Raw genomic sequence first — 22744 nt, 5'->3', positions numbered from 1 at the left:
AAAAGGATAATACGATACAAAAAACGATATGTACACAAAAAAATTGAATCGAAACGAGGTTCTGTATCCTGTTTAAATTGCTACGGTATCCAAAAATTAATCGTGCGCCCATCTCGCGCCAAAGTAAACTGCGGTTTGCTTGAACGCCGACCCACTACTTGCGCCTATGAAACAATTGAACAGCACTGAATGGATCGCCCGCTTTCTGGCCAGCGACCCGCCCCGTTCGAAGTCGCTGGTGATGACGATTTTTGGCGATGCCATCGCGCCGCACGGCGGCACCGTGTGGCTGGGCAGCCTGATCGAGCTGCTGGCGCCGTTCGGCGTCAACGACCGGCTGCTGCGCACCAGCGTGTTCCGGCTGGCGCAGGAAGGCTGGCTGGTGGCCAGCCGCGACCGGCGGCGCAGCGCCTACGCGATCTTGCCGCAGGCGCAGCCGCGCTTCGAGCGCGCCAACCGGCGCATCTACGCGCCGCTTGAGGTGCACTGGGATGGCCAGTGGACGTTGCTGCTGGCGTCGGGCGGGCAGCTCGAGGCGCCGCTGCGCGCGGCGCTGCGCAAGGAGCTGCTGTGGGAAGGCTACGCGCTGGTGACGCCAGGCGTGTTCGGCCATCCGGCGGCGGATGTCGACGTGTTGCGCGACATCCTCGATCGCCTGGGCGCCGGCGGCAAGCTGTTCGCCTGCCGCGCGACCGAAATGCCGGGCGTGGCGGGCCGGCCGCTGCCGGAACTGGTCGGCGACGGCTGGGACCTGTCGGGCGTCTCCGCCGGCTACCAGCAGTTCATCGACCGGTTCGAGCCGCTGCTGGGGCTGGCCGCACCGATGGCGCCGGAGCAGGCGTTCGTGATCCGCACGCTGCTGATCCACGCCTACCGGCGGGTGCAGCTGCATGACCCGATGCTGCCGGTCGAGCTGCTGCCCGATCCGTGGCCAGGCGCGCGGGCGTACGAGCTGGCGCGCTCGCTGTACCGGCAGATCTGCGCCGCGGCCGAGGAGCACGTGATGGCGGCGATGCTGCGCGAGGACGACGGCGCGGCGCCGGCGGACACGGTGTTCTTCGAGCGGTTCGGCGGGCTCGGTTAATCGCCTGCGTAGGGGCCTTCGGCGCCTGCGAATTCGGGGTCCGACCCCAACGCCGGGTCAGACCCCTTTTGCTTAACAATCGTAGCTGGCGCGGTGGTAGTCGCGCGTCAGCGGATTGCGGATGGTGTCGAGCGCCAGATCGAAGTCGATGTCGGGCCAGTACACGCGGCCGGAGCTGATGCAGACCACCTCGGTGATCTGCGACACGGTGGCGTACTCGAAAATGGGGAACTCGACGAACGACAGGTAGAGCTCCTCGGCGCCGAACTGCAGCCAGAATCCCAGCCGGCTGATGCTGGTGACCTCGGCGTACGAAAAACGGATGGCGCTCATTGCTGTCTCCACGTGACTGCGGGCGCGCCGGGTGCGCGGCCAACTTGGAACGGTAGCAAGACGGCACAGTAAGTTTTTGACAGCGCACAGCAGATGCGGAGGTTCAGTTCTAGTATCATCGCGGGTTCACGCCCTTTTCCGATACAGGACTTACCATGTCTATCAAAATCAGCAGCCAGTTCGACGCTGGCGCCATCGATATCGTCAGCGCCACAAGCGCCGGCGCGATCGATCTGAACATCCGCAAGGATTCACACGCCGACATCACGCAGTGGTTCTACTTCCGCCTGCAGGGCGCGCAGGGCGAAGCGTGCTCGATCCGCTTCCTCAACGCCGGCCAGAGCGCCTATCCGGACGGCTGGAACGACTACCAGGCGATGGCCAGCTACGACCGCGTCAACTGGTTCCGCGTGCCGACCAGCTTCGACGGCCAGGTCATGACGATCAGCCACACGCCGGGCATGGACAGCGTCTACTACGCCTACTTCGAGCCGTATTCTTGGGAGCGCCACCTCGAACTGCTGGACCGCGCGCAGATGTCCGAGCAGGTGCGCATGCAGGACCTCGGCAGCACCATCGAGGGCCGCGACATGAATGTGCTGATCATCGGCGATCCGGCGGCCGCCGGGGCGCCGGATCGCAAAAAGGTGTGGGTAATCGCGCGCCAGCATCCGGGCGAGACGATGGCGGAGTGGCTGGTCGAAGGCATGCTCGATGCGCTGCTCGACCCGTCCGATCCGTTCGGCCGCCAGCTGCTCAAGGAAGCGGTGTTCTACGTGGTGCCGAACATGAATCCGGATGGCTCGGTGCACGGCAACCTGCGCACCAACGCGGCCGGCGCGAACCTGAACCGCGAATGGAACGCGCCGACGATCGAGCGCAGCCCGGAAGTCTTCCTGGTCAAGCAGAAGATGAAGGAGACCGGCTGCGACCTGTTCCTCGACGTGCATGGCGACGAGGGACTGCCTTACGTGTTCGTCGCCGGCAGCAGCGCGCTGCCGACCTTTACGGCGGAACAGGCGGCAGCGGAGAAGCAGTTCGCCGACGACTTCAAGGTCGCCAGCCCGGACTTCCAGACCGAGCACGGTTACGGCGAATCGCCGTACACGCCCGAGGTGCTGACCATGGGGTCGCCGCATATCACCCACGCGTTCGGGTGCCTGGCGCTGACGCTGGAGCTGCCGTTCAAGGACAACGCCAACGATCCGGATGCGCAGACGGGCTGGGATGGGGCGCGTAGCGCGCGCCTGGGCGCGGCGGTACTGCAGCCGATTCTGCGGGCGATTCGCCGCTGACTCCATGAATAAAAAAGCCCCGGACTCCGGGGCTTTATTCATGTGCTGGCGGTAGGTGAAAGGGGCTGACCCAGAAAGCGGGTCGGACCCCGGAATCACCGCATCAGAGCTTGATTTCAAGCATGGCGCGCACCACCACCGTCGTCGGCGTGATGAGCGTGCTGCTGGAGCGGCCGCGCTCGTCGACGTAGCTCGACTGCACGATGTTGTCCTGGGCCAGCGCATTAGAGACCGATACGCGCAGCTGGTTCTTCGGGTTGAATTTCCACAGGCCGTACATGTCGAGCGAACGCTTCGGCACCGAGTAGGCGTACTGGTTGAACGAAATGCGCACCGGTCCGCCGTTCTGGAAGCTGTAGCTCGCGCCCAAGGTCATCGGCAGCTTGTCGAGCTTCCAGTCGGCGCCGACCGTGCCGCTAAACGGCGTCTGCTGGTCGAGGCGGTTGTTCGGACCGGGCACGCTGTCGAGGTCAGACCAGTTACGCGAAAAGTTGGCGCGCATGTCGATGTTCGGTCCGGCCTTGTACACCGAACGCAGCGGCAACTTCGCTTCGAGCTCGATGCCGCGCGTGTTGGCAATGCCGGCGTTGACCGGCATCGACAGCCACAGGCCGTCAACCAGCGACGTCTGCTGGCGCGTGATGTCTTCTATGCGGCGCACGTAGGTGCTGGCGGTCAGCAGGCCGCCGGCTTCCAGGTAATGTTCGTACGCCAGGTCGAGGCCCCACGCCAGTTCAGGACGCAGGTTCGGATTGCCCTGCTGATCAGGGCTGACCTCGCTGTTGTTGTTGGAGGCGAAGCGGCGCGGGATCAGGCTGTTCACGCCAGGCGCCTTGTAGGTGCGCGTCAGCCCCAGGCGCACCTGGTCGGACTTGCTGCCGGGGATTTTCCACAGCGTCTGGAACAGCGGGCTCCACACGCTCGACTTGTTGTCGACCGCGGCGTAGCTGTTGCCCTCGCTGCGGGTGCGGATGCCTTCCCAGCGCAGGCCGAAGTACACCGACCAGCGCGGCGTGACGGTCCATTCGTCCTGGGCGAACATCGCCAGGCGCGAGACATTTGCCTCGAATACCTGGTCGAGGTTGCTCGGGGTCAGGCAGTCGCCGCTCGGGGTGCGCACCAGGCAGGTGGCGGTTGGCGAGCTTTCGCGCTGGATACGGTCTTCGTTGCGCTTGCTGTAGGCGGCGTCCCAGCCGGCCGCGAGCGCGTGGCCTTCCAAGATGGGCGTGGAATATTTGCCGTTTGCGGTGACGCCCTTATCGCTCGAGTCGGACGTGACGAGGCGGTTCAGGATCAAGCGGTCGGACGCGTCGTAGTTGAGCGATGGCGCGCGCGATTCGCGCTTGTTCCAGTTGACCCCTGCCTTCATGTCGAGCTTGGCGCCTTCGGCAAGCTTGCGCGTCCAGCTCAGATCGCTGCGCACCTGCGCGACGTCCGATTCGATATCGACCCGGGTGCCGCTGTACAGCGGGGCTGGGCCGAGCAAGGTGGCGACGCGTTCGGTGCTGTCGCCGCGGAAACGGTTGACGTTAATGAAGCTTTGCGAGGTAATCACGTCGCCCGGACCGAGCGTCCAGTTGATGCGCGGCGACAGGCCGATCGCCTCGAAGTGGCCGCTGTTGCCCTGCTCGGCGCGGCGCAGCACGGTCGGCGTGCCGGCGGCGTTGCTGCCTTCGGTGATGGTCTCCTGCGGCCGCTCGAAACGGGCCCAGGTGACGTTGCCGCCGACGGCGTACGACATCGCGCCTTGTTTGTCGGCGACCTGGAAATTGGTGTTGGTGCCGATGTTGCCGTTATCGAGCTGCAAGCCGGCCTTGATTTCGCGCTGCGCCGTGACGATGGCGCGCTTGAGGACGATGTTGATGGCGCCGGCGACCGCCTGGGTGCTGTATTCGGCGGTGGCGGCGCGCATGATTTCGATGCGCTCGATCATGTCGGGCGAGATCGAATCGAGCGAGAAGCCCGGCGGGCTAGGCTCGCCGTTGAGCAGGACCTGGGTGTAGCCGCTGCCGAGGCCGCGCATGCGCACGTCGCCGCCGCGGCCTTGCACGCCGCCAACCGTCACGCCTGGCAGGCGCTTGAGCACCTCGCCGATGGTGGTGTCGCCGTTGCGCAGGATTTCTTCCTGGCCGATGACGATCTTGGTAGCGGTGTCGTTGCGGCGCGCGTCGTACGAGGCGGCGGCGCCCTTGATCTCGACCTTCTGCAGCGGCTGCGCGGTGGTGGCCGGCGCCGGGACCGGCGGCGCGGCGCCGGCGCCATCCTGTCCGGCGGCCTGGGCGGCGATCATGCCGAACACGGCGGGCGCGGCGAGCAACAGGCGCAGATGGAGGGAATGCGGCGACTTGATTTTGGTATGCATGAGTATAAAAAAGATTATTGAGGATGAGGTGCGCCATCATTGCATGGCGGACTCGACATTGAATGGCTTGTGCGACAGAACGCAAAAACCGGGGCCCGACTTGCAATAGGGTGCGATGCACACGTGGGTGGAGCGGCGCGGCAGCTTGCGCGAAAGCGAAAAAAAACGGGGTCAGACCTAGGTCTCGGCGTCCCCGTCTGACCCCGCTTACGTAGGCAACGTTGCCTACAATTTACTTATTTGCCGGCGCGGTTGGCGACGATCAGGTAGTTCTGCATGGTCGCTTCGGCCACCGATGCCCAGGTGTTCTGCTCGCGGCGGAACAGTTTCCACGGCTCATAGATCTTCTTGAACTTCGGATTTTTCGACGACTCTTCTTCCATCATCTCGTTGGCCGCCTTGAAGCCGGCATCCATGATGTCCTTCGAGAAGAAACGCACCTTGGCGCCGTTCTTGACCAGGCGCGCCAGGGCGGCCGGGTTCTTGGCGTCGTAGGCGGCCTGCATGTAGACGTGCGCTTCGTACGTTGCCGCTTCGACCGCCGACTGGTATTCCTTCGGCAGCTTGGCCCACTCGTTCATGTTGATGTAGAACGACAGCTGCGGGCCTGGCTCCCACCAGCCCGGCGCGTAGTAGAACGGCGCCACTTTATAGATGCCGATCTTTTCGTCGTCGTACGGGCCGACCCATTCGGCCGCGTCGATCGTGCCTTTTTCCAGCGACGGATAGATGTCGGCGGCGGGCAGCTGCTGCGTCACCACGCCCAGCTTGGCCATCGTCTTGCCGGCCAGGCCGCTGATGCGCATCTTCAGGCCTTTCAGGTCGGCGACGGTTTTGATTTCCTTACGGAACCAACCGCCCATCTGGGTGCCGGTGTTGCCGCCCATGAAGTTGATGATGTTGTAGCCCTTGTAGAACTCGCGCATCAGTTCCATGCCGCCGCCAACTTGCATCCACGCCGATTGCTGGCGCGACGTCAGGCCGAAAGGCACGCAGCAGTCGAAGGCGAACGCAGGATCTTTGCCCACATAGTAATAAGAAGCGGTGTGGCCCATCTCGACGGTGCCGGCGCGCACGGCGTCCATCACTTCCAGCGGCGGCACGATTTCGCCCGCGGCGAAGGCACGGATGCTGAATTTGCCGCCGGTCAGCTCGGAGACGCGCTTGCAGAACAGTTCGGAGGCGCCGAAGATGGTGTCCAGGTTTTTCGGGAAGCTGCTGGCGAGGCGCCATTTGATGGTCGGCAGATCGGCTGCCTGCGCGGCGATCGGTGCTGCAACGGCGGCGCCAACGGCCGCCTGTTTAAGGAATGAACGGCGTTCCATGTGTGTTGTCTCCTGAAGATGTCATCGCGGGGGAAGCCCGCGCCATTTTTTTGCTTGGGCTAGTGTATTAGCGGAGTTGAAAGCTTGCAATAAAAATGTGAATTTTGGGGGAGGCGGGGGGAAGCAGGATCAGGCCCCGGTGCTCCTGTCAGGGGTCTGACCCCGGTGTGTAGCCGTCATCTCAACCGGGGACTCGGCGTCCCCGTCTGCCCCCCCCACGGAACAACCGGGGTCAGACCCGGGGAAATCAGCTGCCGGCGACGACCATGCTTTCGACCAGGATCGAACCGGTCGACTTGTTGCCGCGCGTGAGCGTGTCGTTGCCGATGGCGACGATCTGCTGGAACATGTCTTTCATGTTGCCGGCAATGGTGATTTCCTCGACCGGATACTGGATCTCGCCGTTTTCGACCCAGAAGCCGGAAGCGCCGCGCGAATAGTCGCCGGTGACGTAGTTGGTGCCCTGCCCCATCAGTTCGGTCACCAGCAGGCCGCGGCCCATCTTGCGGATCATGCCGGCGAAATCGTCGGCGCGCTTCGTGTTCGACGACGTCATCGACAGGTTGTGCGAGCCGCCGGCATTGCCGGTCGTTTGCATGCCCAGCTTGCGCGCCGAGTAGGTCGACAGGAAGTAACCCTGCACGACGCCATTCTTGACGACGTGGCGGCGCACCGTGCGCACGCCCTCTTCATCGAACGGCGCGGAGCCGACGCCGCCGATCAGGTGCGGGTCTTCGAGGATCTGGATATGCGCCGGGAACGCCGACTGGCCGAGCGAATCGAGCAGGAAGGTCGACTTGCGGTACAGCGCACCGCCGGAGGTGGCCTGCACGAAGGCGCCGAGCAGGCCCGCCGCCAGCGGCGCTTCGAACAGCACCGGGCAGGTGCGCGTGTCCATCTTGCGCGCGTTCAGGCGCGCCAGCGCGCGCTCGGCGGCGTAGCGGCCGACCGCTTCGGGCGATGCCATCTTGGAGGCGTCGCGCACCGAGGTGTACCAGTCGTCGCGCTGCATCTTGGCGCCCTTGCCGGCGATCGGCGCGACCGACAGCGTGTGGCGCGAAAACGGGTAGCCGCCGGCGAAGCCGCGCGAATTGGCGGCGACGAAATGCGACTGCTGCACGTACACGCTGCCGCCTTCGCTGTTGGTGATGCGCGGGTCGACCTCGAAGGCGGCGCCTTCGGCGCGCTGCGCCAGCGCCACCGCTTCTTCGGTCGTTATGCGCCACGGGTAGCACAGGCGCAGGTCGCGTGGCGCCATTTCGAGCAGTTCGGCCTCCGGCAGGCCGGCGCAGTCGTCTTCGGCGGTGAAGCGGGCGATGTTGTAGGCAGCATCGACCGTGGCGCGCAGGGCGGCGGCCGAAAAGTCCGAGGTGCTGGCGTTGCCGCGCTTCTGGCCGATATACACCGTCACACCCATGCCCTTGTCCTTGTTTTGCTCGATCGTCTCGATCTTGCCGCGCCGGACCGATACAGCCAGGCCGCTGCCCTCGCTGATCTCGACCGCGGCATCGGTGCCGCCCTTCTCGCGCGCGAACGCCAAAACGTCGGCTGCAAGCTGTTTGAGCTGGTCCTGGGTATGGATAAAGACGGAGTCGTTCATATCGTGTTTTCTTGGCTGGCCGGTAAAACGGTTATCATAGCAGTCGTTTACTGTTTTTACTGGCTGGCCTTGCGCCACCCGGATCCATATCATGCCTAATCCAAACCGCGGTGCCTGCGGGTTCCAATCCTCCGAGTTCGAGCAAGAATACGAGCGTCCTTCCAAGTCCGAGGCCAAGCGCCAGAGCCTCGAAGTCCAGAAGCTGGGAGAGGAACTCGTCAACGAAGCGCGCGACCGCGTCAAGCGGGTACCGATGCCGGAAGACGTGCGCGACGCCATTTTGATGTGCCAGACCATCACCAACCACGAAGGCCGGCGCCGCCAGATGCAATTCGTCGGCAAGAAGATGCGCACCCTCGATGAAGAGGAAATCGCCGTCATCCAGCGCACCATCGACAGCTGGAAAGGCATGTCGAAGGCCGATACCGCCGCGCTGCACGCGCTCGAGCGTCGCCGCGAGAAGCTGCTGGCCGACGACAAGGCGCTGACGGTGCTGTCGACCGAGTATCCGGAACTGGACGTGCAGCACCTGCGCACCTTGATCCGCAACGCGCGCAAGGAACAGGCCGAGAACAAGCCGCCGAAAGCGTACCGCGAGATCTTCCAGATCCTCAAGGACCTGAACAAGAAAGGCAAGTCTGCCAAAGCCGACGGCGACGACGACGAAGCGCTCGACCTGGAACCGGCCGACGATGAGTCCGACGACGAATAACGACGTGCTGGTCGTCGGCCTGGTGTCGGTGTCGGACCGCGCCAGCGGCGGCGTGTACGAGGACAAGGGCCTTCCGGCGCTGTCGGACTGGCTCGCTTCGGCGTTGACCACGCCGTACCGCGTCGAGACGCGCCTGATCGCCGACGAGCGCGCGCAGATCGAAGCGACGCTGGTCGAATTGGTGGACCTGCAGCGCTGCCACCTGGTGCTGACCACCGGCGGCACCGGGCCGGCCCGGCGCGACGTGACGCCCGAGGCGACGCTGGCGGTAGCAACCAAGGAGATGCCCGGCTTCGGCGAGCAGATGCGCCAGATCAGCCTTCACTTTGTGCCGACCGCGATCCTGTCGCGCCAGCTGGCGGTGATCCGCGAAACGCTTGACCACGCCGCGCTGATCATGAACCTGCCCGGCCAGCCGAAGGCCATCAAGGAGACGCTGGAGGGCCTGAAGGACGCCGACGGCAAGCAGCTCGTCGGCGGCATCTTCGCCGCGGTGCCGTATTGCGTGGACCTGATCGGCGGGCCGTACATGGAAACCGATCCTGCCGTCTGCAAGGCGTTCCGGCCCAAATCGGCGCTGCGCCCTCAACCCTGATTGGAAGCCGCATGACCCAACTTCTTGAAAACATCGAAATCGAGACCGCGCCAAATCCGGAAGTGGCGGTCATCTGGATGCACGGCCTGGGCGCCGACGGCAACGACTTCGTGCCGCTGGTGCGCGAGCTTGACCTGACCGGCCTGCCGGGCATCCGCTTCGTCTTTCCGCATGCGGACCAGATTCCGGTGACCGTCAACGGCGGCTACGTGATGCGCGCCTGGTACGACATCAGCAACGCCGACCTGGTGCGGCGCGAAGACGACGCCGGCCTGCGTCGCTCGCAGCAGCAGATCGAGGCGCTGATCGCGCGCGAAAAAGCGCGCGGCATCAAGGCGAACCGCATCATCCTGGCCGGCTTTTCGCAAGGCTGCGCGATGACCTTGCAGACCGGCGTGCGCCACCCTGAAAAGCTGGCAGGCCTGCTATGCCTGTCGGGCTACCTGCCGGTGGCCGCCACCGTCGCCGCCGAACGCACCGAAGAGAGCCTCGACACGCCGATCTTCATGGCGCACGGCCGCAGCGACGGCGTCGTCCCGATCGTGCGCGCCGAACAGTCGCGCGACGCACTCAAGGCGATGGGCTACCAGGTCGAGTGGCATGAATATCCGATGCAGCACTCGCTGTGCCAGGAAGAAGTCGACGACATCGGCGCCTGGCTGAAAAAAGTGCTGGCCTGACGCCTCCACCGCCGCGTTCAAACCGTCATTGGCAACAATGACGGTTCAGGCTATCCATTGTAAGAAGCGCCGCCGATTTTCCGGCGGCGTAAAATTCCACGAACAACATCAACAGAAAGCCTCACATGAAAAAAACCGGCATGGCAAAGAGCGACGCCAAGAAATTGATGGGCCAGATGGTCGCCCCTGGCGCCGGCGGTTTCGGCAACAGCGGCGCGGTCCCAGTCGACCGCCGCGAACAGCGCAAGCTCGATCAGGCAGCAGGCCTGGTGCCGTTTGCCGTCAAGCTCAACAGCGATCTGGTGCTGCAACTGCAAACGCAGGCAAAGGAACGCAACGTCGACCTGAACCAGCTGGTCGCCGACCTGCTGACCAAAAGCCTCGCGGCCTGATCACGATAGCGGGAGAATGACGATGGCGAAGAAAGAAGAACTCGACGAAGAGACGATGGCACTGATTAACTGGTGCATCGAAGTGGAAAAATTCCTGGTCGCCGGCGGCGCCACGCTGGCGCAGGCGCAGGAACATATCGAGGACGAGGTCGAGTGGTTCACCGACCAGTTTTATGACGGCCTGACGCCGGAAGAAGCAGCAAAAAAGGCGCTCGCCTGAGCGCCTGATCGGCACCGCGGGCGTTGTCGGCATCTTGACGGTGGAGGTCAGCTCTTTGCCCGTGTGGCGATCAGCGCGCGCGCCTGGCAGCGGTGTCGGCGGCGACGATAGACTGCTGCTGTTCGCCGAGGCCGGCGATGCCGAGTCGCAGCGTGTCGCCCGGTTTCAGGAAGCGCGGCGGCGTGCGGCCCATGCCCACGCCAGGCGGCGTGCCGGTGGCGATGATGTCGCCCGGTTCGAGCGTCATGAAGCGCGACAGGTAGCTCACCAGCTGCGCCACGGTAAACACCATCGTCTCGGTGCAGCCGGTCTGCATTCGCTTGCCGTTCAGTTCGAGGTACAGGTCGAGGCGCTGCGGGTCCATGACTTCGTCGCGCGTGACCAGCCATGGGCCGACCGGGCCGAAGGTATCGCAGCCCTTGCCCTTGTCCCACTGCGAACTCTGGAACTGGAAGGCGCGTTCGGAGACGTCGTTGACGACGCAAAAGCCGGCCACGTAATCGAGCGCGTCGGCCTCGTCGACGTACTGCGCACGGGTGCCGATCACCACCCCCAGCTCGACCTCCCAGTCCGTCTTCTTGGAGCCAGGTGGCAGGCGCACCGGGTCGTCGGGGCCGGACAGGCACGATAGCGCCTTCATGAAGACGATCGGTTCAAGCGGAATCGGCATGTTCGTTTCGGCGGCGTGGTCGGCGTAATTGAGTCCGATGCCGATGAATTTGCCGATGCCTGTCAACGGCACACCGAAGCGTGGCGTGCCGCGCACCAGCGGCAGGCTGGCCGGATCGATCTTGGCGAGCTTGCGCAGCGCCTTGTCCGACAGGGTCTCGGGACCGATGTCGTCAAGTTCGCCGGCGAGGCTGCGCAGCCTGCCCTCGTCGTCGATCAGGCCAGGTTTTTCCTTGCCGGGACGGCCGTATCGGACCAGTTTCATATTCTGCTTTCGGGAGTAGATGCCAAGGCGGCATTCTAACCGGTCGCGCCGCCGGCGCGACAGTCCCGTCGTCAGGCCCGCAGCATGAGCTGCGCGTCGCGCTGGCGCAGCAGCGCAATGGCGCCGATGCACAGTGCGGAGATGGCCAGGGCGCTGCTGCTGATGACGAACAGCAGCGCATACGACAGGCGCGCGCCCATCAGCCATACCATCGCGCTGGCGGCGCCGGCCTGCGCCAGCGAGAAGCCGAAATTCATCGCCGTCCAGTAGCGCCGGTGATTGTCGGCGCCGCCGATTTCGAGCGCGTAGCCCGAGGCGGCGCCGACGATACCGGGCGAGAAGAAGCCGACCAGCACCAACGACACCAGGAGCGCCACGGCGCCGTCGGCAAACAGCGGCAGCGCCACGCCGGCGGCCTTCAGCGAGAAGGCGATGAACAGCGTGGCGGTCAGTCCGATGCGGTCGGCGATGACGCCGGTCAGGTACGGCCCGCAGGCGGCGCCGGCGCCGAAGCAGGCCCAGAAAAAGCCCGCTTCGGCCAATGGGCGCTGCAATTCGCCGGTGATGTAGTCGGCCCAGAACAAGGTGTGCGGCAGGTAGCCGACGGCGTTTAACGCATACGCGGCCAGCAGCAGCGCGACCGGCGCCGGAAAGCGCGGCCAGGCAAGGCGCCACGGCCCGGCGGGCGCGGCCCGCTGCGCCGGCGCCTGCTGCCAGTAGCGCCAGGTGGAGATGGTGAGCAGCAGGCAGATGCCGCCGAGCGTGAGCCAGGTGGCCGCCAGGCCATGCCGCACCAGCGAAGGCACCACGGTGGCGGCGGCAACGATGCCAAGGCCGACACCGGAGAAGATCACGCCGCCGACGCGCCCGCGCCGCGCCGCATCGGTGCGCGGCAGGATCAGCACCGGCGCCTGCACCATCAGGATGGCGCCGCAGGCGCCGGCAACGGTGCGACAGCACAGGAACCAGGCCAGCCCGCCGCCTTGCCAGGCGCAGCTGAAAAAGCTCAGTGCGCACAGCAGCATCGACGCCTGTACCATGCGGCCGGCGCTGCAGCGGCGCGACAGCCAGGCGGCGATGCCGATGCCGAGGAAGTAGCCGGCCAGGTTGGCAGCGCCAAGGTAGCCGGCGGCGGTGCGGCTGCACCAGGCCTGCTGCACCAGCAGCGGCAGGATCGCCACGTACGCGAAGCGGCCGATGCCAACGCCGGTCAGCGTGGCGGCCATGCCGCACAGGCCGGGCCACGCCTCGCGCGGGTGCGCTGCGCCGCCGGCCATCAGGACTGCACGTCGTCCAAAGACTGCGCCTGATCGGCCAGCTGCCGGCGCGGCTCGTCGACCGGCACGTGAAACGCCAGGTGATCGGCCGCGCCAGGCACCATCCGCGATGCTTCGAACCGCATGCCGTCTTCGTACTCGCTGTCGCGCCGGGCGTGCAGGCCGGCCGCCTTGCGCGCGGCGATCGCGTCCATCATGTGGCCGACCGCGCGGCCGGCGTCGACCATGGTGGTGGAATTGGCGCCGGGACGCGGCAGCACGAAGGTGTAGAACTTGCAGCCTTCGACCAGGGTGCCCAGCGCCCACAGGGTAGTCTGCGCGGCGCCGTCGTGCGCCACCACGTTCATGTTGCGATCGACCGTGATGCCGCCCGGGTGGAACTGGCCGTTCATGAACGGGCGCACGATCCCGCGCTGCACCAGCTTGCGCATCAGTGGCGACTTGTCTTCCAGCGGCCCTGGCAGAGAGGCGCGCCCGCGCACCAGCACGTTGGCGCTGGCCGCTTCGCCCGGCCAGTGGCTCTGCACCACAAACGACGCGCGGCTTTCGTCAAGCTCGCACCTGGCGCCAGGTCCGAAATCGGCGCGTACGGCGCCGGCGTCCATTAGCGCCAGCATCTGAGCGATGCGTTCCTTGGGCGGACCGACCGCCAGCCGATTCATGATGGGCAAGAATTCGGACAGCACCCAGCGGTGCGAGTGCTCGTACAGGCCACCGAAGTCGATCGCGCTGCGCACCACGTCGCGCACGTCGCGCAGGACGTCGCAGGCAGACTTGAGCGGCCCGTCGAGGTTGCCCAGGCAGGCGTGCTCGTAGTCGCGCCACATGTGGCCGCGCAGCCAGTCGTCGTACTGGCGCCGGCTCTTTAGCGCCAGCACCGGGATCGGGTCGACCAGCTTTTCCCACGACAGCTGTTCGCGCTTGTCGATATGGCGGTCGATCAGCGCCTGGCGCGCGCCGGCTCCGTCGCAGGCCATGAACTCGTTGCTGAACATGAGGGCGGCGATCTTGTCGCGCCGCTTGTGCATGTACGCGAAGTAATAGGCGAACTGCATGTCGCACCACAGCAGCGGGATGATCTGCTTTTCGAAATCGAGTTGGCCGCCGTCGGCTTCGAGGCGCAGCGCCTCGACCTTGGCGAAGGTGAGAAATTTCGGCTTGTACTGGCCGAACACGCCCTTCTGGTTGACCGCGCGCGCCGTCAACGGCAGGCCTGAGCGCGAGTACAGCAGGATCTGCGGCTCGTGGCCGGACGGCCGGTAGCGCAGCCGTCCGGCCGCCTCCATTTTTCCGCACGCTTCGAATTTGCCGCCGCGGCCCTGGGTCAGCTGTGCGATCAGGTCGAAGCTGGTCAGGCCCATGCCCTCGATGGCGATGGTGTCGATGGCGGTCACGCTCGATACGGCGTTGCGGATCGGGTAAGGCTCGAGCACCAGCTGCAGGCGCGGATTGCGGCTGCGCGCGGCGTCGACCGTCAGCGTCAGCGTGCGTTCCGATTCGGTCAGCACCTTGCGCGCGTGGCCGGTGGTCAGGTAGACGAAATCGGCCAGGAACGCGCAGCCGTCGTACGACACGTGCCACTGGTCGTCCTGCCACGACAGGTCGTCAACGCCGGCGTAGTTGTGCAGGAAGATCGTCATGTGCGGGGGCGCGAGCTTCTTGAGGTACTCGAAGCCCCAGCGCAGGTAGTCGCCGAACAGGGCGCGCGAATAGTAGCCGTTGCGGTCGATCTCGGCGCGCGCGCCGCTGGCGGCGCGGTTGCTGCTGAGCCAGTCGGCGAACGATGGCCCGTACAGCAGCGGGCCGGCGCCGCGCACGGTGTCGTCGGAAAACTGGGTCATCTGGCAGGCCACGGTATTGACCAGCAGATGGTCGGCCTGGTCGGTGGTGTGGCAGCCAGGGCCGAACTCCTTGCTGTCGAACAGGTACAAATCAAGCGGCGTGGCGGACGAATCGTTGCGGGCATACGCGATGATGCGGTCGAATACCGATAGGCCGCGCGGCCCCAGGCCGATGATTGCAATCTTGTACATGTGCGCCTCGTGAGGTGGGAGTTGGGTGTCAGGCAGGATGAATCGGAACAAGACACTTTCTGTAACAAATTATTTCCGATGGGGAATCATACGAGCAGATATCGCGGCACAAATTGCGTCAACTCAACGGGGCAAACGCGCGCACCTGTGCCAGTCGCAGTGCCGGTGGCGGCAGCGGTGTTGCGTGCATTTGCGCGTGCGCAAATGCGGGCCGATTCCGCGGCGGTAGAGTAGATACCGTTAATCAATTTCCCGGAGGAAACAATGAAACTGACCAGTGCCATCCTGCTCGCCGCCATCAGCTGCTCGCCGTTCGCCATGGCCGCCGAACCGACCGAAAAGGACGCCATCTCGATGGTCGAAAAAGGCGTCGCCTTCATGAAGACCAACAGCAAGGACGAGATGATCAAGCGCATCAACGCCAAGGATGCCGACTACGTCCAGGGCCCGCTGTACCTGACGATGCGCGACAACAAGGGCGTGATTCTGGCCAATCCGGTCAACCCGGCGATGATCGGCAAGGACCTGGTCGACGTGCCCGACGCCGACGGCAAGCTGTTTCGCCGCGAGATTCTCGAGCTGGCCAAGTCGAAAGGCAAAGGCTGGGTCGACTACAAGTTCAAGAATCCCGCCAGCGGCAAAGTCGAAGACAAGACCACCTATATCTACCGGGTCAGCGAGGTCACGCTCGAGGCCGGCATCTACAAGAAATAAACCGCGGCGGCGCCTGGCGCCGCCGTCTTCCTTATGTCACAGGCGGGAGTTGGCATGCTGAAAAAATTGCGCATTGGCCCTAAATTGTTGCTGGCGCCAGGGCTGGTGCTGATCCTGCTGCTGTTTACCGCCGGCAGCGCCTATTACGGCATGGTGCGGCAGAACGCCTCGCTGGAAAACCTGGTGCAGGTGCGCGCGGCGCGCCTGAAGGCGGCCGCCGACGTGTCGGGCGACGCCAAGTACGTGCACGGCAGCGTCTACCAGCTGCTGGCCTGGATCAACGGCAGCTTCGCGCAGGCGCGGCTCGACGGCTTGACCGCCGACATCGGCAAGAAGCAGGCCGCGATCGCGGCGCAGCTGGCCGCGCTGGCGGCGGTGGCCGATCCGGCCGAACGCAAGATCATCGACGCCTGCAGCGCCGCGCTGGTGGCCTACCGCAAGAGCGTGCAGCAGACGATCGAACTGGCCCAGGTCGACCAGTCGACTGCGACCGCCTCGATGAGCAAGGCGGAAAAGGAGTTCGGTCTGCTCAACAACCAGCTGGGGGCATTGTCGGCGCTCGAGCGCACCCTCAGCGAAAGCGCCTTCAGCGCCGCGAAGGCCGATTTCCGCGTGCAGGTAGCGACCATGGCCGGCCTGGTCGTGCTGTCGATCGCGCTGTCGCTGCTGGCCACCGTGATGGTGCGGCGCGCGATGCTGGGCGATATCCGCGCGATGGCCGACGTGATGGGTGAACTGGCCGAAGGCCGGCTGGCGGTCGGCGCCGGCAACGATGGCCGCGACGAGATTGCCGCCACCTCGCGCGCGCTCGATCACACCATCGCCAAGCTGACCACGACGCTACGCCGGATCCTGGCCTCGGTGCGCTCGATCGACACCGCGTCGCAGGAAATCGCCACCGGCAACCTGGACCTGTCGACCCGCACCGAGATGCAGGCCGGCTCGCTCGAACAGACCGCCAGCGCGATGGAGACGCTGACGGTGGCGGTCAAGGAAAACGCCAACAACGCGCGGCTCGCCACCGAGCTGGCAGCCAGCGCGGCGACGCTGGCGGCCAACGGCGGCAAGGCGGTCGACCGCGCGGTCAACACGATGGAGTCGATCAAGGCCAGTTCGCGCAAGATCGTCGAGATCATCGGCGTCATCGACGGCATCTCGTTCCAGACCAATATCCTGGCGCTCAACGCCGCCGTCGAAGCGGCGCGCGCCGGCGAGCAGGGACGCGGCTTTGCGGTGGTCGCATCGGAAGTGCGCACGCTGGCGCAGCGGTCGGCGGCGGCGGCCAAGGAGATCAAGTCGCTGATCGCCGCCTCGGTCGCCATCATCGACGGCGGCAGCGCGTCGGTCAACGAGGCCGGCAGCAGCATGGGCAATATCGTCGCCTCGGTCCAGCAGGTCAACGACATTATCGCGCGCATCAGCGTGGCCAGCTCCGAGCAGGCCGACGGCATCGCCGAAGTCAATCACGCGGTCGGCCAGATGGACGACATGACGCAGCAGAACGCGGCGCTGGTGGAACAGGCGGCGGCGGCCGCGGCCAGCCTGCACGAGCAGACCATCAACCTGGCCGAAGCGGTGTCGATCTTCAAGATCGAGGGCGAGGATACGGCGGCGGCGGCCGAAGCGCCCGATGGCGCCGAGCCCGATGCCGGCTTCCATGATCCGGCCGAACGCCGTTCAGCGCACAGCGGCATGCGCGGCGCCGCACCGCGCGCGCTGCAGGGACGCGCCGCGCAGGCCGCGCGCAAGAAAGTCTAGAACGGCCGGCTGACGAAGCGCGATCCTGCCAGCCCGAAGCGCCACGGCACATCCATCGCCTTGGAGATGCCGATGCGCGGGCCGGCCACCACCTCGACCGGCTGCGGCGCCGCCCGCAGCGCGAACGGCGGCAGCGCCAGCGCCAACGCGTTGTGATGGCGCGACACGCCCAGCGCCTGGCACAGTTTGCCGGGGCCGGAACACAGCAGGCGCTCAGCCTCCAGTCCACGCCGTTCGCGCATGCGGTCGAGCCCTTCGAGCGGCTCGATGGCGCGGATCAGCACCCCGGCGCCATGCCCGCTTTCGCGGCAGACAAAATTGAGGCACCAGTGAATCCCATACGAGCGGTACACATAGGCATGGGCCGGCTCGCCGAACATGGCGCCATTGCGCTCGGTCGGGCCGGAAAAGGCGTGCGACGCCGGATCCTCCCGATCGTACGCTTCGGTTTCAACGATGCGCCCGCCAACGCCGTCGACCAGCAGCACGGTGCCGATCAGCTGGCGCGCCACCAGGTCCGACGGCGCATGGAAGTCGATGCCGGCCAGAATGAAGTTTTTTGTCATCCAGGAATTCTAGCGCGGCTGCGGCGATGGGCCGCGCCCGATTCGGCGGCCCGCATCCGTTTCCTAGCCGCCACAGATTGCGCAGAACGCGTGCGGCACGGCCCGCAGTGGTTTATAGTGCGAGGTATTGCCCAAATGCATCATTCGACAGAAATAACAGATGAATAACCTTGCAGTTCCCCGCGACGCCGACCCGGTCGACGCACTGATCAAGTCGATCCGTATCCCCCCGCGCCCGAGCCTGCTGGCCGACCTGCAGCGCGAGCTGGCGGCCGCCGATCCGTCGCCGACGGCGATCGGGCGCATCATCGCCAGCGATGTCGGCATGTCCGGCGCGCTGCTCAAGCTGGCCAACTCGCCGTTGTATGGCAGCACCCGCAAGGCCAAGTCGATCGACCAGGCCATCCTCTTCCTCGGCATTAACCAGGTCGCCGCGCTGATGACGGGCCTGCTGGCGCGCCAGGCGATCCCGTCCGACAGCGCCGCGCTGGCCGCGTTCTGGGACCTGTCGACCCGCCGCGCGCAGGCGATGGTATTTCTGTCGCACCGCCTGCGCATCGGCGCGCCCGACGTCGCCCACACCTTCGGCCTGTTTTGCGACACCGGCGTGGCGCTGCTGCTGAACCGCTTTCCCGGCTACGCCGCCACGTTCGAAGCAGCCTGTCTCGATCCGCAGCGCCGCGTCACCGACATCGAGGACGAGCGTCACAGCACCAACCACGCAGCGGTCGGCTGCCTGCTGGCGCGTAACTGGGGCTTGTCGAGCGACGTGTCGGTGGCGATCCTGCACCACCACGATTACAGCGTGATCGACGACGCGGCCACCGACGACGCGGTCCGTTCGCTGGTGGCGCTGGCGCTGCTGGCCGAGCGCTCGCTGCAGGCGTATCAGGGCCATGCCGTGTCGCTCGAATGGGAAAAAGGCGGCGCCCGCGCCTGCGCCTATCTGGGCCTGTCCGACGACGAGATCACCGACCTGCTCGACCACCTGCTAGACTGCTTCAGCCACTAGCGCAGTCGCGGTTCCCGGTGCTGACATACAATCTGCGCATGCACCGCCTCCCTCTTCTCGATACGATTTTCTGGTCCACGCTGACTGGGCCGCACGCGCAGTTCGCCAGCGGCGCCGGCGGCGCGCGCCGCTACGCCCGCGGCTTCTCGCCGATCCTCGCCTTCGCCGATCCGCAGCAGCCCGACTTCGCCGCGCTGGCGCCGTTTTGCGACGTGGGCGAACACTTCTACTGCGACAGCTGGACCGGCGCGGCGCCCGACGGCTGGCAGATCGAGGCAGAAGCGACCATGTTCCGCATGTTGTGGAACACGCCGGCGCCCGGGGCCGACGCTGCGCCAGACGCTATAGCCTTGGGCCCTGAGCACGCCGCGCAGGCGCTGGCACTGGCGACGCTGTGCAAACCCGGCCCGTTCGGCCCGCGCACGATCGAACTGGGTGACTACTTCGGTTACTTCGACGGCGGGCAGCTCGTGGCGATGGCCGGGGAGCGGACGCACGTGGCCGGTCTGCGCGAAATCAGCGGCGTGTGCACCCATCCCGACTACCAGGGCCGCGGCTACGCCCGCAAGCTGATGATGAAGCTGGTGTACCGCCAGCTTGCGCGCGGCGAAATCCCGTTCCTGCACGTGATGCGTTCCAACGATGGCGCGCACCAGCTCTACCTGCGCATGGGATTTGGCGACTACCTGGAGTCGGCCGTGCGTGTAGTGTCGCCGGTCCGATAGCTATGAGAAGCTTCACTTCAGATTCGCACGAATCTGAGCAAGTGCGTCAGCCATCGGAATGTCAGGTGAGCGACCGTTTTCCGCATTGGAGATTCGCCGCTCGACCTCAAGTTCCCACGCGTCGTCATCTTCTGTGGCGCTGTTCAAGCTGGCGAGCAAAAGTTGGGCGAAAGCGGCTCGCTCCTCGGGCGGGAGCAGCATGGCTGCGGATACAAGTTTTTTCAGTTGCGTTTCCATATCGGTCGCTGGCTATCAACAGAAGATTTTACTATCCATCGCTACTGATCGATTTCAATCAAAATACGCCAATGTTGAAGCTTTTGTTCCAATGTCAGCGACGCGTGCGCGGGCGACGTCGACGGCAACAGCACCGTCCGATATCCGGCCCGCGCAAACTCGGGCGCAAATTTACCCGACGTCTGCCCATTGAAGCCGACCGTTTCCAGCGCCGGGCACAATTCGCGCAGGCGCGCAAAATCATTGGCGGCAGGATGGCGGATCGCCGAGTCGAGGCTGCCTCGGCGCTCACATGCGCCGAGCACGTCCCACAGGCCGAATCCATTCGCCAGCAGGCGCGGCAGCCGCTGCGCATACGGCAACGCGGCCAGGTCCTCGCCCGTCAGCGCCGACAAGATCGGCCACAGCTGATTGCGCGGATGCGCGTAATACTGCTGCGCGGCGAGCGAGGCGGCGCCCGGAAAACTGCCGAGAATCAGGATACGTGTGTTGGCGGCGATTACCGGCGCCAGTCCGGTCAGGCCGTCGCCGGCAGACGAAGTCAAGTGAGGCATGCCGCGATTCTATCCGATGGCCCGGCGGCGCCGGTGTAGAATCAAGCGGCATTTCCACGACAACAAGAACTATACGGAGACAATCGATGCAACAGACCGGACAAGCGCGCACCATCGACGTCCTGCTGGCGAAATACAGTGAGAGCCACCTCAACCACACCAACGAGCTGATCCATTTCGTCTGCGTGCCGGTCATCGTCTTCACGCTGCTGGGAATCTTCTGGTGGATCCATCCGCTGGCAGCGGTGGCCATCAGCGTGGCGGCGCTGTGGTACTATTTTCAGCTGTCGCGCCCGTTTGCGCTCGGCATGCTGGTGATGACGCTGCTGATGCTCGGCCTGCTGCGCCTGATGCCGCCGCAAACCGTGCTGCCGCTGTCGATCGCGATCTTCGTGCTGGCCTGGATCGGCCAGTTCATCGGTCACAAGATCGAGGGCAAGAAGCCGTCGTTCCTGGAAGACCTGCGCTTCCTGCTGATCGGCCCGCTGTTTGTGCTCGGCTTCCTGTACCGCCGCCTCAATGTGCGCTACTGAACCGGGCTATTCGTAAGCTGCGTCAAGGTGCGGGATGAGCGGCTCGGCCGGCTGCTCGCCCTGCACCAGCAGTGACGTGCACAGCACGACGTAGCCAATCAGGATCAGTATCTTGATGCGCAGCGATGGTTTCATGGTTCCGTCCTTCCGAGGTAAAAATGATACCGTTACCGTCGCGCGGCTAAGGAGCGATGCCGGCTTCCTTGCGGCGGCTCAAGCAAGAGCGAGCCAACCGTCGTTTTGTGGCCATCGCCGACGGAAAACCGCGAAAGCCCGTATACTTTCCTTATGTCATCACCTCTCCTCTTCGTCATCGCCTCGCTCATCTGGGGCTCCACCTTCTGGGCCATCACGCTGCAACTGGGCGAAGTGCCGCCGGCCGTGTCGGTGGCGTATCGCTTCGGCATCGCCGCGGCGACGCTGTTCGCCTGGTGCCTGCTGCGCGGCGACCGCCTGCGCCTGCCGTGGCGCACCCAGCGCTGGCTGATGCTGCAAGGCTTGCTGACGTTCTGCCTGTCGTACATCTGCACCTATAACGCCGAGCAGTACCTGGTGTCGGCACTGGTGGCGGTGCTGTTCGCGCTGATGGTGTTCTGGACACCGATCTGCAGCCGCATCGCCTTCGGCACCGCGATCGGCTGGCGCACCTGGGCTGCCGGCGCGGTGGCGATGGCCGGCGTCGGCCTGCTGTTCTACCGCTCGATCAGCCTGGCCTGGCGCGACATCGTGCAAGGCGGCAGCGGCCACTTCCTGCTCGGCCTGGGCCTGGCGCTGGCCGCCACCATCGCCAGTTCGGCCGGCAGCGTGATCGTCACCAGGATCCGCGACCGCTCGTCGAACCTGCTGCTGACGATGGCCTGGTCGATGTTCTGGGGCACCGCGATGGTGCTGGCCTGGGTGGTTGCCAGCGGGCAGCCGCTGGTGCTGCCGTCGGCCCCGCGCTACTGGATGGGGCTGTTCTACCTGTCGATCTTCGGCTCGGTAATCGCCTTCATGGCCTACTTCACGCTGATCAACCGGATCGGCTCGCAGAAAGCGGTGTACATCGGCGTCGTCACGCCGGTCATCTCGGTGCTGCTGTCGATCCGCCTCGAACACTACCGCCCCGGCCCGCTGGAGTGGTGCGGCATGATATTGTGCCTCGCCAGCGTGGCGTGGGCCGTGCGTGCGCCGGCGCCGCGACCGCAGCCTGCAACCCTCGGCACTCTCCCATCCACCCCTGCCTTAGAGATTCCATGACTTCTTCCACCGTATTCGCAGTGCGTCCCGCCCAGCCGTCCGACGTCGCCCACATCCACGCCATGATCGTCGAACTGGCCGTGTTCGAAAAACTCGAACACCTGGTGGTGGCCACCGAGGCGCAACTGCACGACGGCCTGTTCGGCCTGCGCCCTTCGTGCGAAGCGATCGTCGGCGAGGAAAACGGCGAGGTCGTCACCTTCGCGCTGTTCTTCCATAACTTCTCGACCTTCCTCACGCGCAAGGGCCTGTACCTGGAAGACCTGTACGTCAAGCAGGCACACCGCGGCAAGGGCTTCGGCCGGCAGATGCTGGCCAGGCTGGCGCAAATCGCCGTCGAGCGCGACTGCGGCCGCTTCGAGTGGTCCGTGCTCGACTGGAATGAGCCGGCGATCCAGTTCTACAAAGGTGTCGGCGCCGATGTGATGCCCGAGTGGCGCATCTGCCGCGTCGCCGGCGACGCCCTGGCGCAGCTGGCCAGCGGCGCGCGCGCCTGATTTTCGTACCGCGCAGAAAAAACCCACGGGAAAAACTTAACCGTGGGTTAACCCATTTTTGACGATG

Annotated in this window: 25 protein-coding genes; 14 read left to right on the top strand and 11 right to left on the bottom strand. The window is 65.3% G+C overall.

Features of this window, described 5'->3' with window-relative positions; all coding sequences use genetic code 11:
* The first annotated feature begins 166 nt into the window (after positions 1-166).
* Positions 167-1084: a PaaX family transcriptional regulator C-terminal domain-containing protein gene (locus ACP7DD_RS08450; RefSeq protein WP_426174282.1), complete on the top strand. Its 918-nt coding sequence runs from the start codon at positions 167-169 to the stop codon at positions 1082-1084.
* A 72-nt stretch (positions 1085-1156) separates the two neighbouring features.
* Here ACP7DD_RS08450 and ACP7DD_RS08445 read toward each other — a convergent pair whose 3' ends face one another.
* On the bottom strand, positions 1157-1417 hold the full coding sequence (locus tag ACP7DD_RS08445; RefSeq protein ID WP_426174281.1) for a DUF2442 domain-containing protein: 261 nt from the start codon (positions 1415-1417) through the stop codon (positions 1157-1159).
* Positions 1418-1572: 155 nt separating this feature from the next.
* On the opposite strand from ACP7DD_RS08445, the gene ACP7DD_RS08440 reads away from it, so the two are divergent.
* Entirely contained in the window at positions 1573-2712 is a 1140-nt protein-coding gene (locus ACP7DD_RS08440) for a M14 family metallopeptidase (protein WP_426174279.1), read from the top strand.
* A gap of 103 nt (positions 2713-2815) precedes the next feature.
* Here ACP7DD_RS08440 and ACP7DD_RS08435 read toward each other — a convergent pair whose 3' ends face one another.
* From ACP7DD_RS08435 to pmbA, 3 genes are all read right to left on the bottom strand, one after another.
* Entirely contained in the window at positions 2816-5074 is a 2259-nt protein-coding gene (locus ACP7DD_RS08435; protein ID WP_426174278.1) for a TonB-dependent receptor plug domain-containing protein, read from the bottom strand.
* A gap of 236 nt (positions 5075-5310) precedes the next feature.
* On the bottom strand, positions 5311-6399 hold the full coding sequence (locus ACP7DD_RS08430) for a TRAP transporter substrate-binding protein (protein WP_426174277.1): 1089 nt from the start codon (positions 6397-6399) through the stop codon (positions 5311-5313).
* Positions 6400-6646: 247 nt separating this feature from the next.
* On the bottom strand, positions 6647-7999 hold the full coding sequence (gene pmbA / locus ACP7DD_RS08425; RefSeq protein ID WP_426174276.1) for a metalloprotease PmbA: 1353 nt from the start codon (positions 7997-7999) through the stop codon (positions 6647-6649).
* A 91-nt stretch (positions 8000-8090) separates the two neighbouring features.
* Between pmbA and yjgA the strand changes: the two genes are divergently transcribed.
* The 5 genes from yjgA to ACP7DD_RS08400 all read left to right on the top strand — a co-directional run bounded on the left by yjgA (position 8091) and on the right by ACP7DD_RS08400 (position 10598).
* Positions 8091-8711, top strand: coding sequence for a ribosome biogenesis factor YjgA (yjgA, locus tag ACP7DD_RS08420; RefSeq protein ID WP_426174275.1), 621 nt, complete (start codon positions 8091-8093; stop codon positions 8709-8711).
* On the top strand, positions 8692-9306 hold the full coding sequence (gene mog, locus ACP7DD_RS08415; RefSeq protein WP_426174274.1) for a molybdopterin adenylyltransferase: 615 nt from the start codon (positions 8692-8694) through the stop codon (positions 9304-9306). The genes yjgA and mog overlap by 20 nt, the downstream gene beginning before the upstream one ends.
* An 11-nt stretch (positions 9307-9317) precedes the next feature.
* A complete protein-coding gene (locus ACP7DD_RS08410; protein WP_426174273.1) occupies positions 9318-9986 on the top strand; it encodes an alpha/beta hydrolase in 669 nt (222 codons plus the stop codon).
* Between the two features lie 125 nt (positions 9987-10111).
* On the top strand, positions 10112-10378 hold the full coding sequence (locus ACP7DD_RS08405; protein ID WP_426174272.1) for a hypothetical protein: 267 nt from the start codon (positions 10112-10114) through the stop codon (positions 10376-10378).
* A 22-nt stretch (positions 10379-10400) separates the two neighbouring features.
* Positions 10401-10598, top strand: a complete 198-nt coding sequence (locus ACP7DD_RS08400; RefSeq protein WP_426174271.1) for a hypothetical protein — start codon at positions 10401-10403, stop codon at positions 10596-10598.
* A gap of 70 nt (positions 10599-10668) precedes the next feature.
* Here the strand turns inward: ACP7DD_RS08400 and ACP7DD_RS08395 are convergent, their stop codons facing one another.
* From ACP7DD_RS08395 to ACP7DD_RS08385, 3 genes are all read right to left on the bottom strand, one after another.
* Positions 10669-11532, bottom strand: coding sequence for a fumarylacetoacetate hydrolase family protein (locus ACP7DD_RS08395; RefSeq protein WP_426174270.1), 864 nt, complete (start codon positions 11530-11532; stop codon positions 10669-10671).
* A gap of 71 nt (positions 11533-11603) precedes the next feature.
* Positions 11604-12809: a YbfB/YjiJ family MFS transporter gene (locus ACP7DD_RS08390; RefSeq protein WP_426174269.1), complete on the bottom strand. Its 1206-nt coding sequence runs from the start codon at positions 12807-12809 to the stop codon at positions 11604-11606.
* Entirely contained in the window at positions 12809-14842 is a 2034-nt protein-coding gene (locus tag ACP7DD_RS08385; RefSeq protein WP_426174268.1) for an FAD/NAD(P)-binding protein, read from the bottom strand. Before ACP7DD_RS08385 ends, ACP7DD_RS08390 begins: the two co-directional genes overlap by 1 nt.
* A 264-nt stretch (positions 14843-15106) precedes the next feature.
* Between ACP7DD_RS08385 and ACP7DD_RS08380 the strand changes: the two genes are divergently transcribed.
* The gene (locus ACP7DD_RS08380; protein WP_426174267.1) at positions 15107-15556 is read left to right on the top strand and encodes a cache domain-containing protein; all 450 of its coding nucleotides are present in this window, start codon (positions 15107-15109) and stop codon (positions 15554-15556) included.
* Between the two features lie 54 nt (positions 15557-15610).
* On the top strand, positions 15611-17314 hold the full coding sequence (locus ACP7DD_RS08375) for a methyl-accepting chemotaxis protein (protein WP_426174266.1): 1704 nt from the start codon (positions 15611-15613) through the stop codon (positions 17312-17314).
* On the opposite strand, the gene ACP7DD_RS08370 is transcribed toward ACP7DD_RS08375, so the two are convergent.
* Positions 17311-17880, bottom strand: a complete 570-nt coding sequence (locus tag ACP7DD_RS08370) for a DNA-3-methyladenine glycosylase (protein ID WP_426174265.1) — start codon at positions 17878-17880, stop codon at positions 17311-17313. The two genes, ACP7DD_RS08375 and ACP7DD_RS08370, sit on opposite strands and share 4 nt — an antisense overlap.
* Positions 17881-18040: 160 nt before the next feature.
* Between ACP7DD_RS08370 and ACP7DD_RS08365 the strand changes: the two genes are divergently transcribed.
* Together ACP7DD_RS08365 and ACP7DD_RS08360 are read left to right on the top strand one after the other, a co-directional pair.
* Entirely contained in the window at positions 18041-18892 is an 852-nt protein-coding gene (locus tag ACP7DD_RS08365) for an HDOD domain-containing protein (RefSeq protein WP_426174264.1), read from the top strand.
* 38 nt (positions 18893-18930) lie between these two features.
* Positions 18931-19617 (top strand): GNAT family N-acetyltransferase, encoded by a 687-nt coding sequence (locus tag ACP7DD_RS08360; protein WP_426174263.1) that lies wholly within the window; start codon positions 18931-18933, stop codon positions 19615-19617.
* A gap of 12 nt (positions 19618-19629) precedes the next feature.
* On the opposite strand, the gene ACP7DD_RS08355 is transcribed toward ACP7DD_RS08360, so the two are convergent.
* Complete coding sequence (locus tag ACP7DD_RS08355; RefSeq protein ID WP_426174262.1) at positions 19630-19854, bottom strand: addiction module protein; 225 nt, start codon at positions 19852-19854, stop codon at positions 19630-19632.
* A 41-nt stretch (positions 19855-19895) separates the two neighbouring features.
* The gene (locus tag ACP7DD_RS08350) at positions 19896-20408 is read right to left on the bottom strand and encodes a DNA-deoxyinosine glycosylase (protein WP_426174261.1); all 513 of its coding nucleotides are present in this window, start codon (positions 20406-20408) and stop codon (positions 19896-19898) included.
* Positions 20409-20494: 86 nt separating this feature from the next.
* Between ACP7DD_RS08350 and ACP7DD_RS08345 the strand changes: the two genes are divergently transcribed.
* On the top strand, positions 20495-20941 hold the full coding sequence (locus ACP7DD_RS08345; RefSeq protein WP_426174260.1) for a DUF962 domain-containing protein: 447 nt from the start codon (positions 20495-20497) through the stop codon (positions 20939-20941).
* 6 nt (positions 20942-20947) lie between these two features.
* Here the strand turns inward: ACP7DD_RS08345 and ACP7DD_RS08340 are convergent, their stop codons facing one another.
* The gene (locus ACP7DD_RS08340) at positions 20948-21076 is read right to left on the bottom strand and encodes a hypothetical protein (RefSeq protein ID WP_426174259.1); all 129 of its coding nucleotides are present in this window, start codon (positions 21074-21076) and stop codon (positions 20948-20950) included.
* 153 nt (positions 21077-21229) lie between these two features.
* On the opposite strand from ACP7DD_RS08340, the gene ACP7DD_RS08335 reads away from it, so the two are divergent.
* The gene (locus ACP7DD_RS08335; protein WP_426174258.1) at positions 21230-22180 is read left to right on the top strand and encodes a DMT family transporter; all 951 of its coding nucleotides are present in this window, start codon (positions 21230-21232) and stop codon (positions 22178-22180) included.
* On the top strand, positions 22177-22677 hold the full coding sequence (locus tag ACP7DD_RS08330; RefSeq protein WP_426174256.1) for a GNAT family N-acetyltransferase: 501 nt from the start codon (positions 22177-22179) through the stop codon (positions 22675-22677). Before ACP7DD_RS08335 ends, ACP7DD_RS08330 begins: the two co-directional genes overlap by 4 nt.
* The last annotated feature ends 67 nt before the right edge of the window (positions 22678-22744 follow it).

It is taken from the genome of Massilia sp. TWR1-2-2 (assembly GCF_049897565.1).
Classification (GTDB): Bacteria; Pseudomonadota; Gammaproteobacteria; order Burkholderiales; family Burkholderiaceae_D; genus JAFCUW01.
Note: the sequence above shows the minus strand (reverse complement) of the source record. Positions and strands in the feature narration are given on the sequence as shown.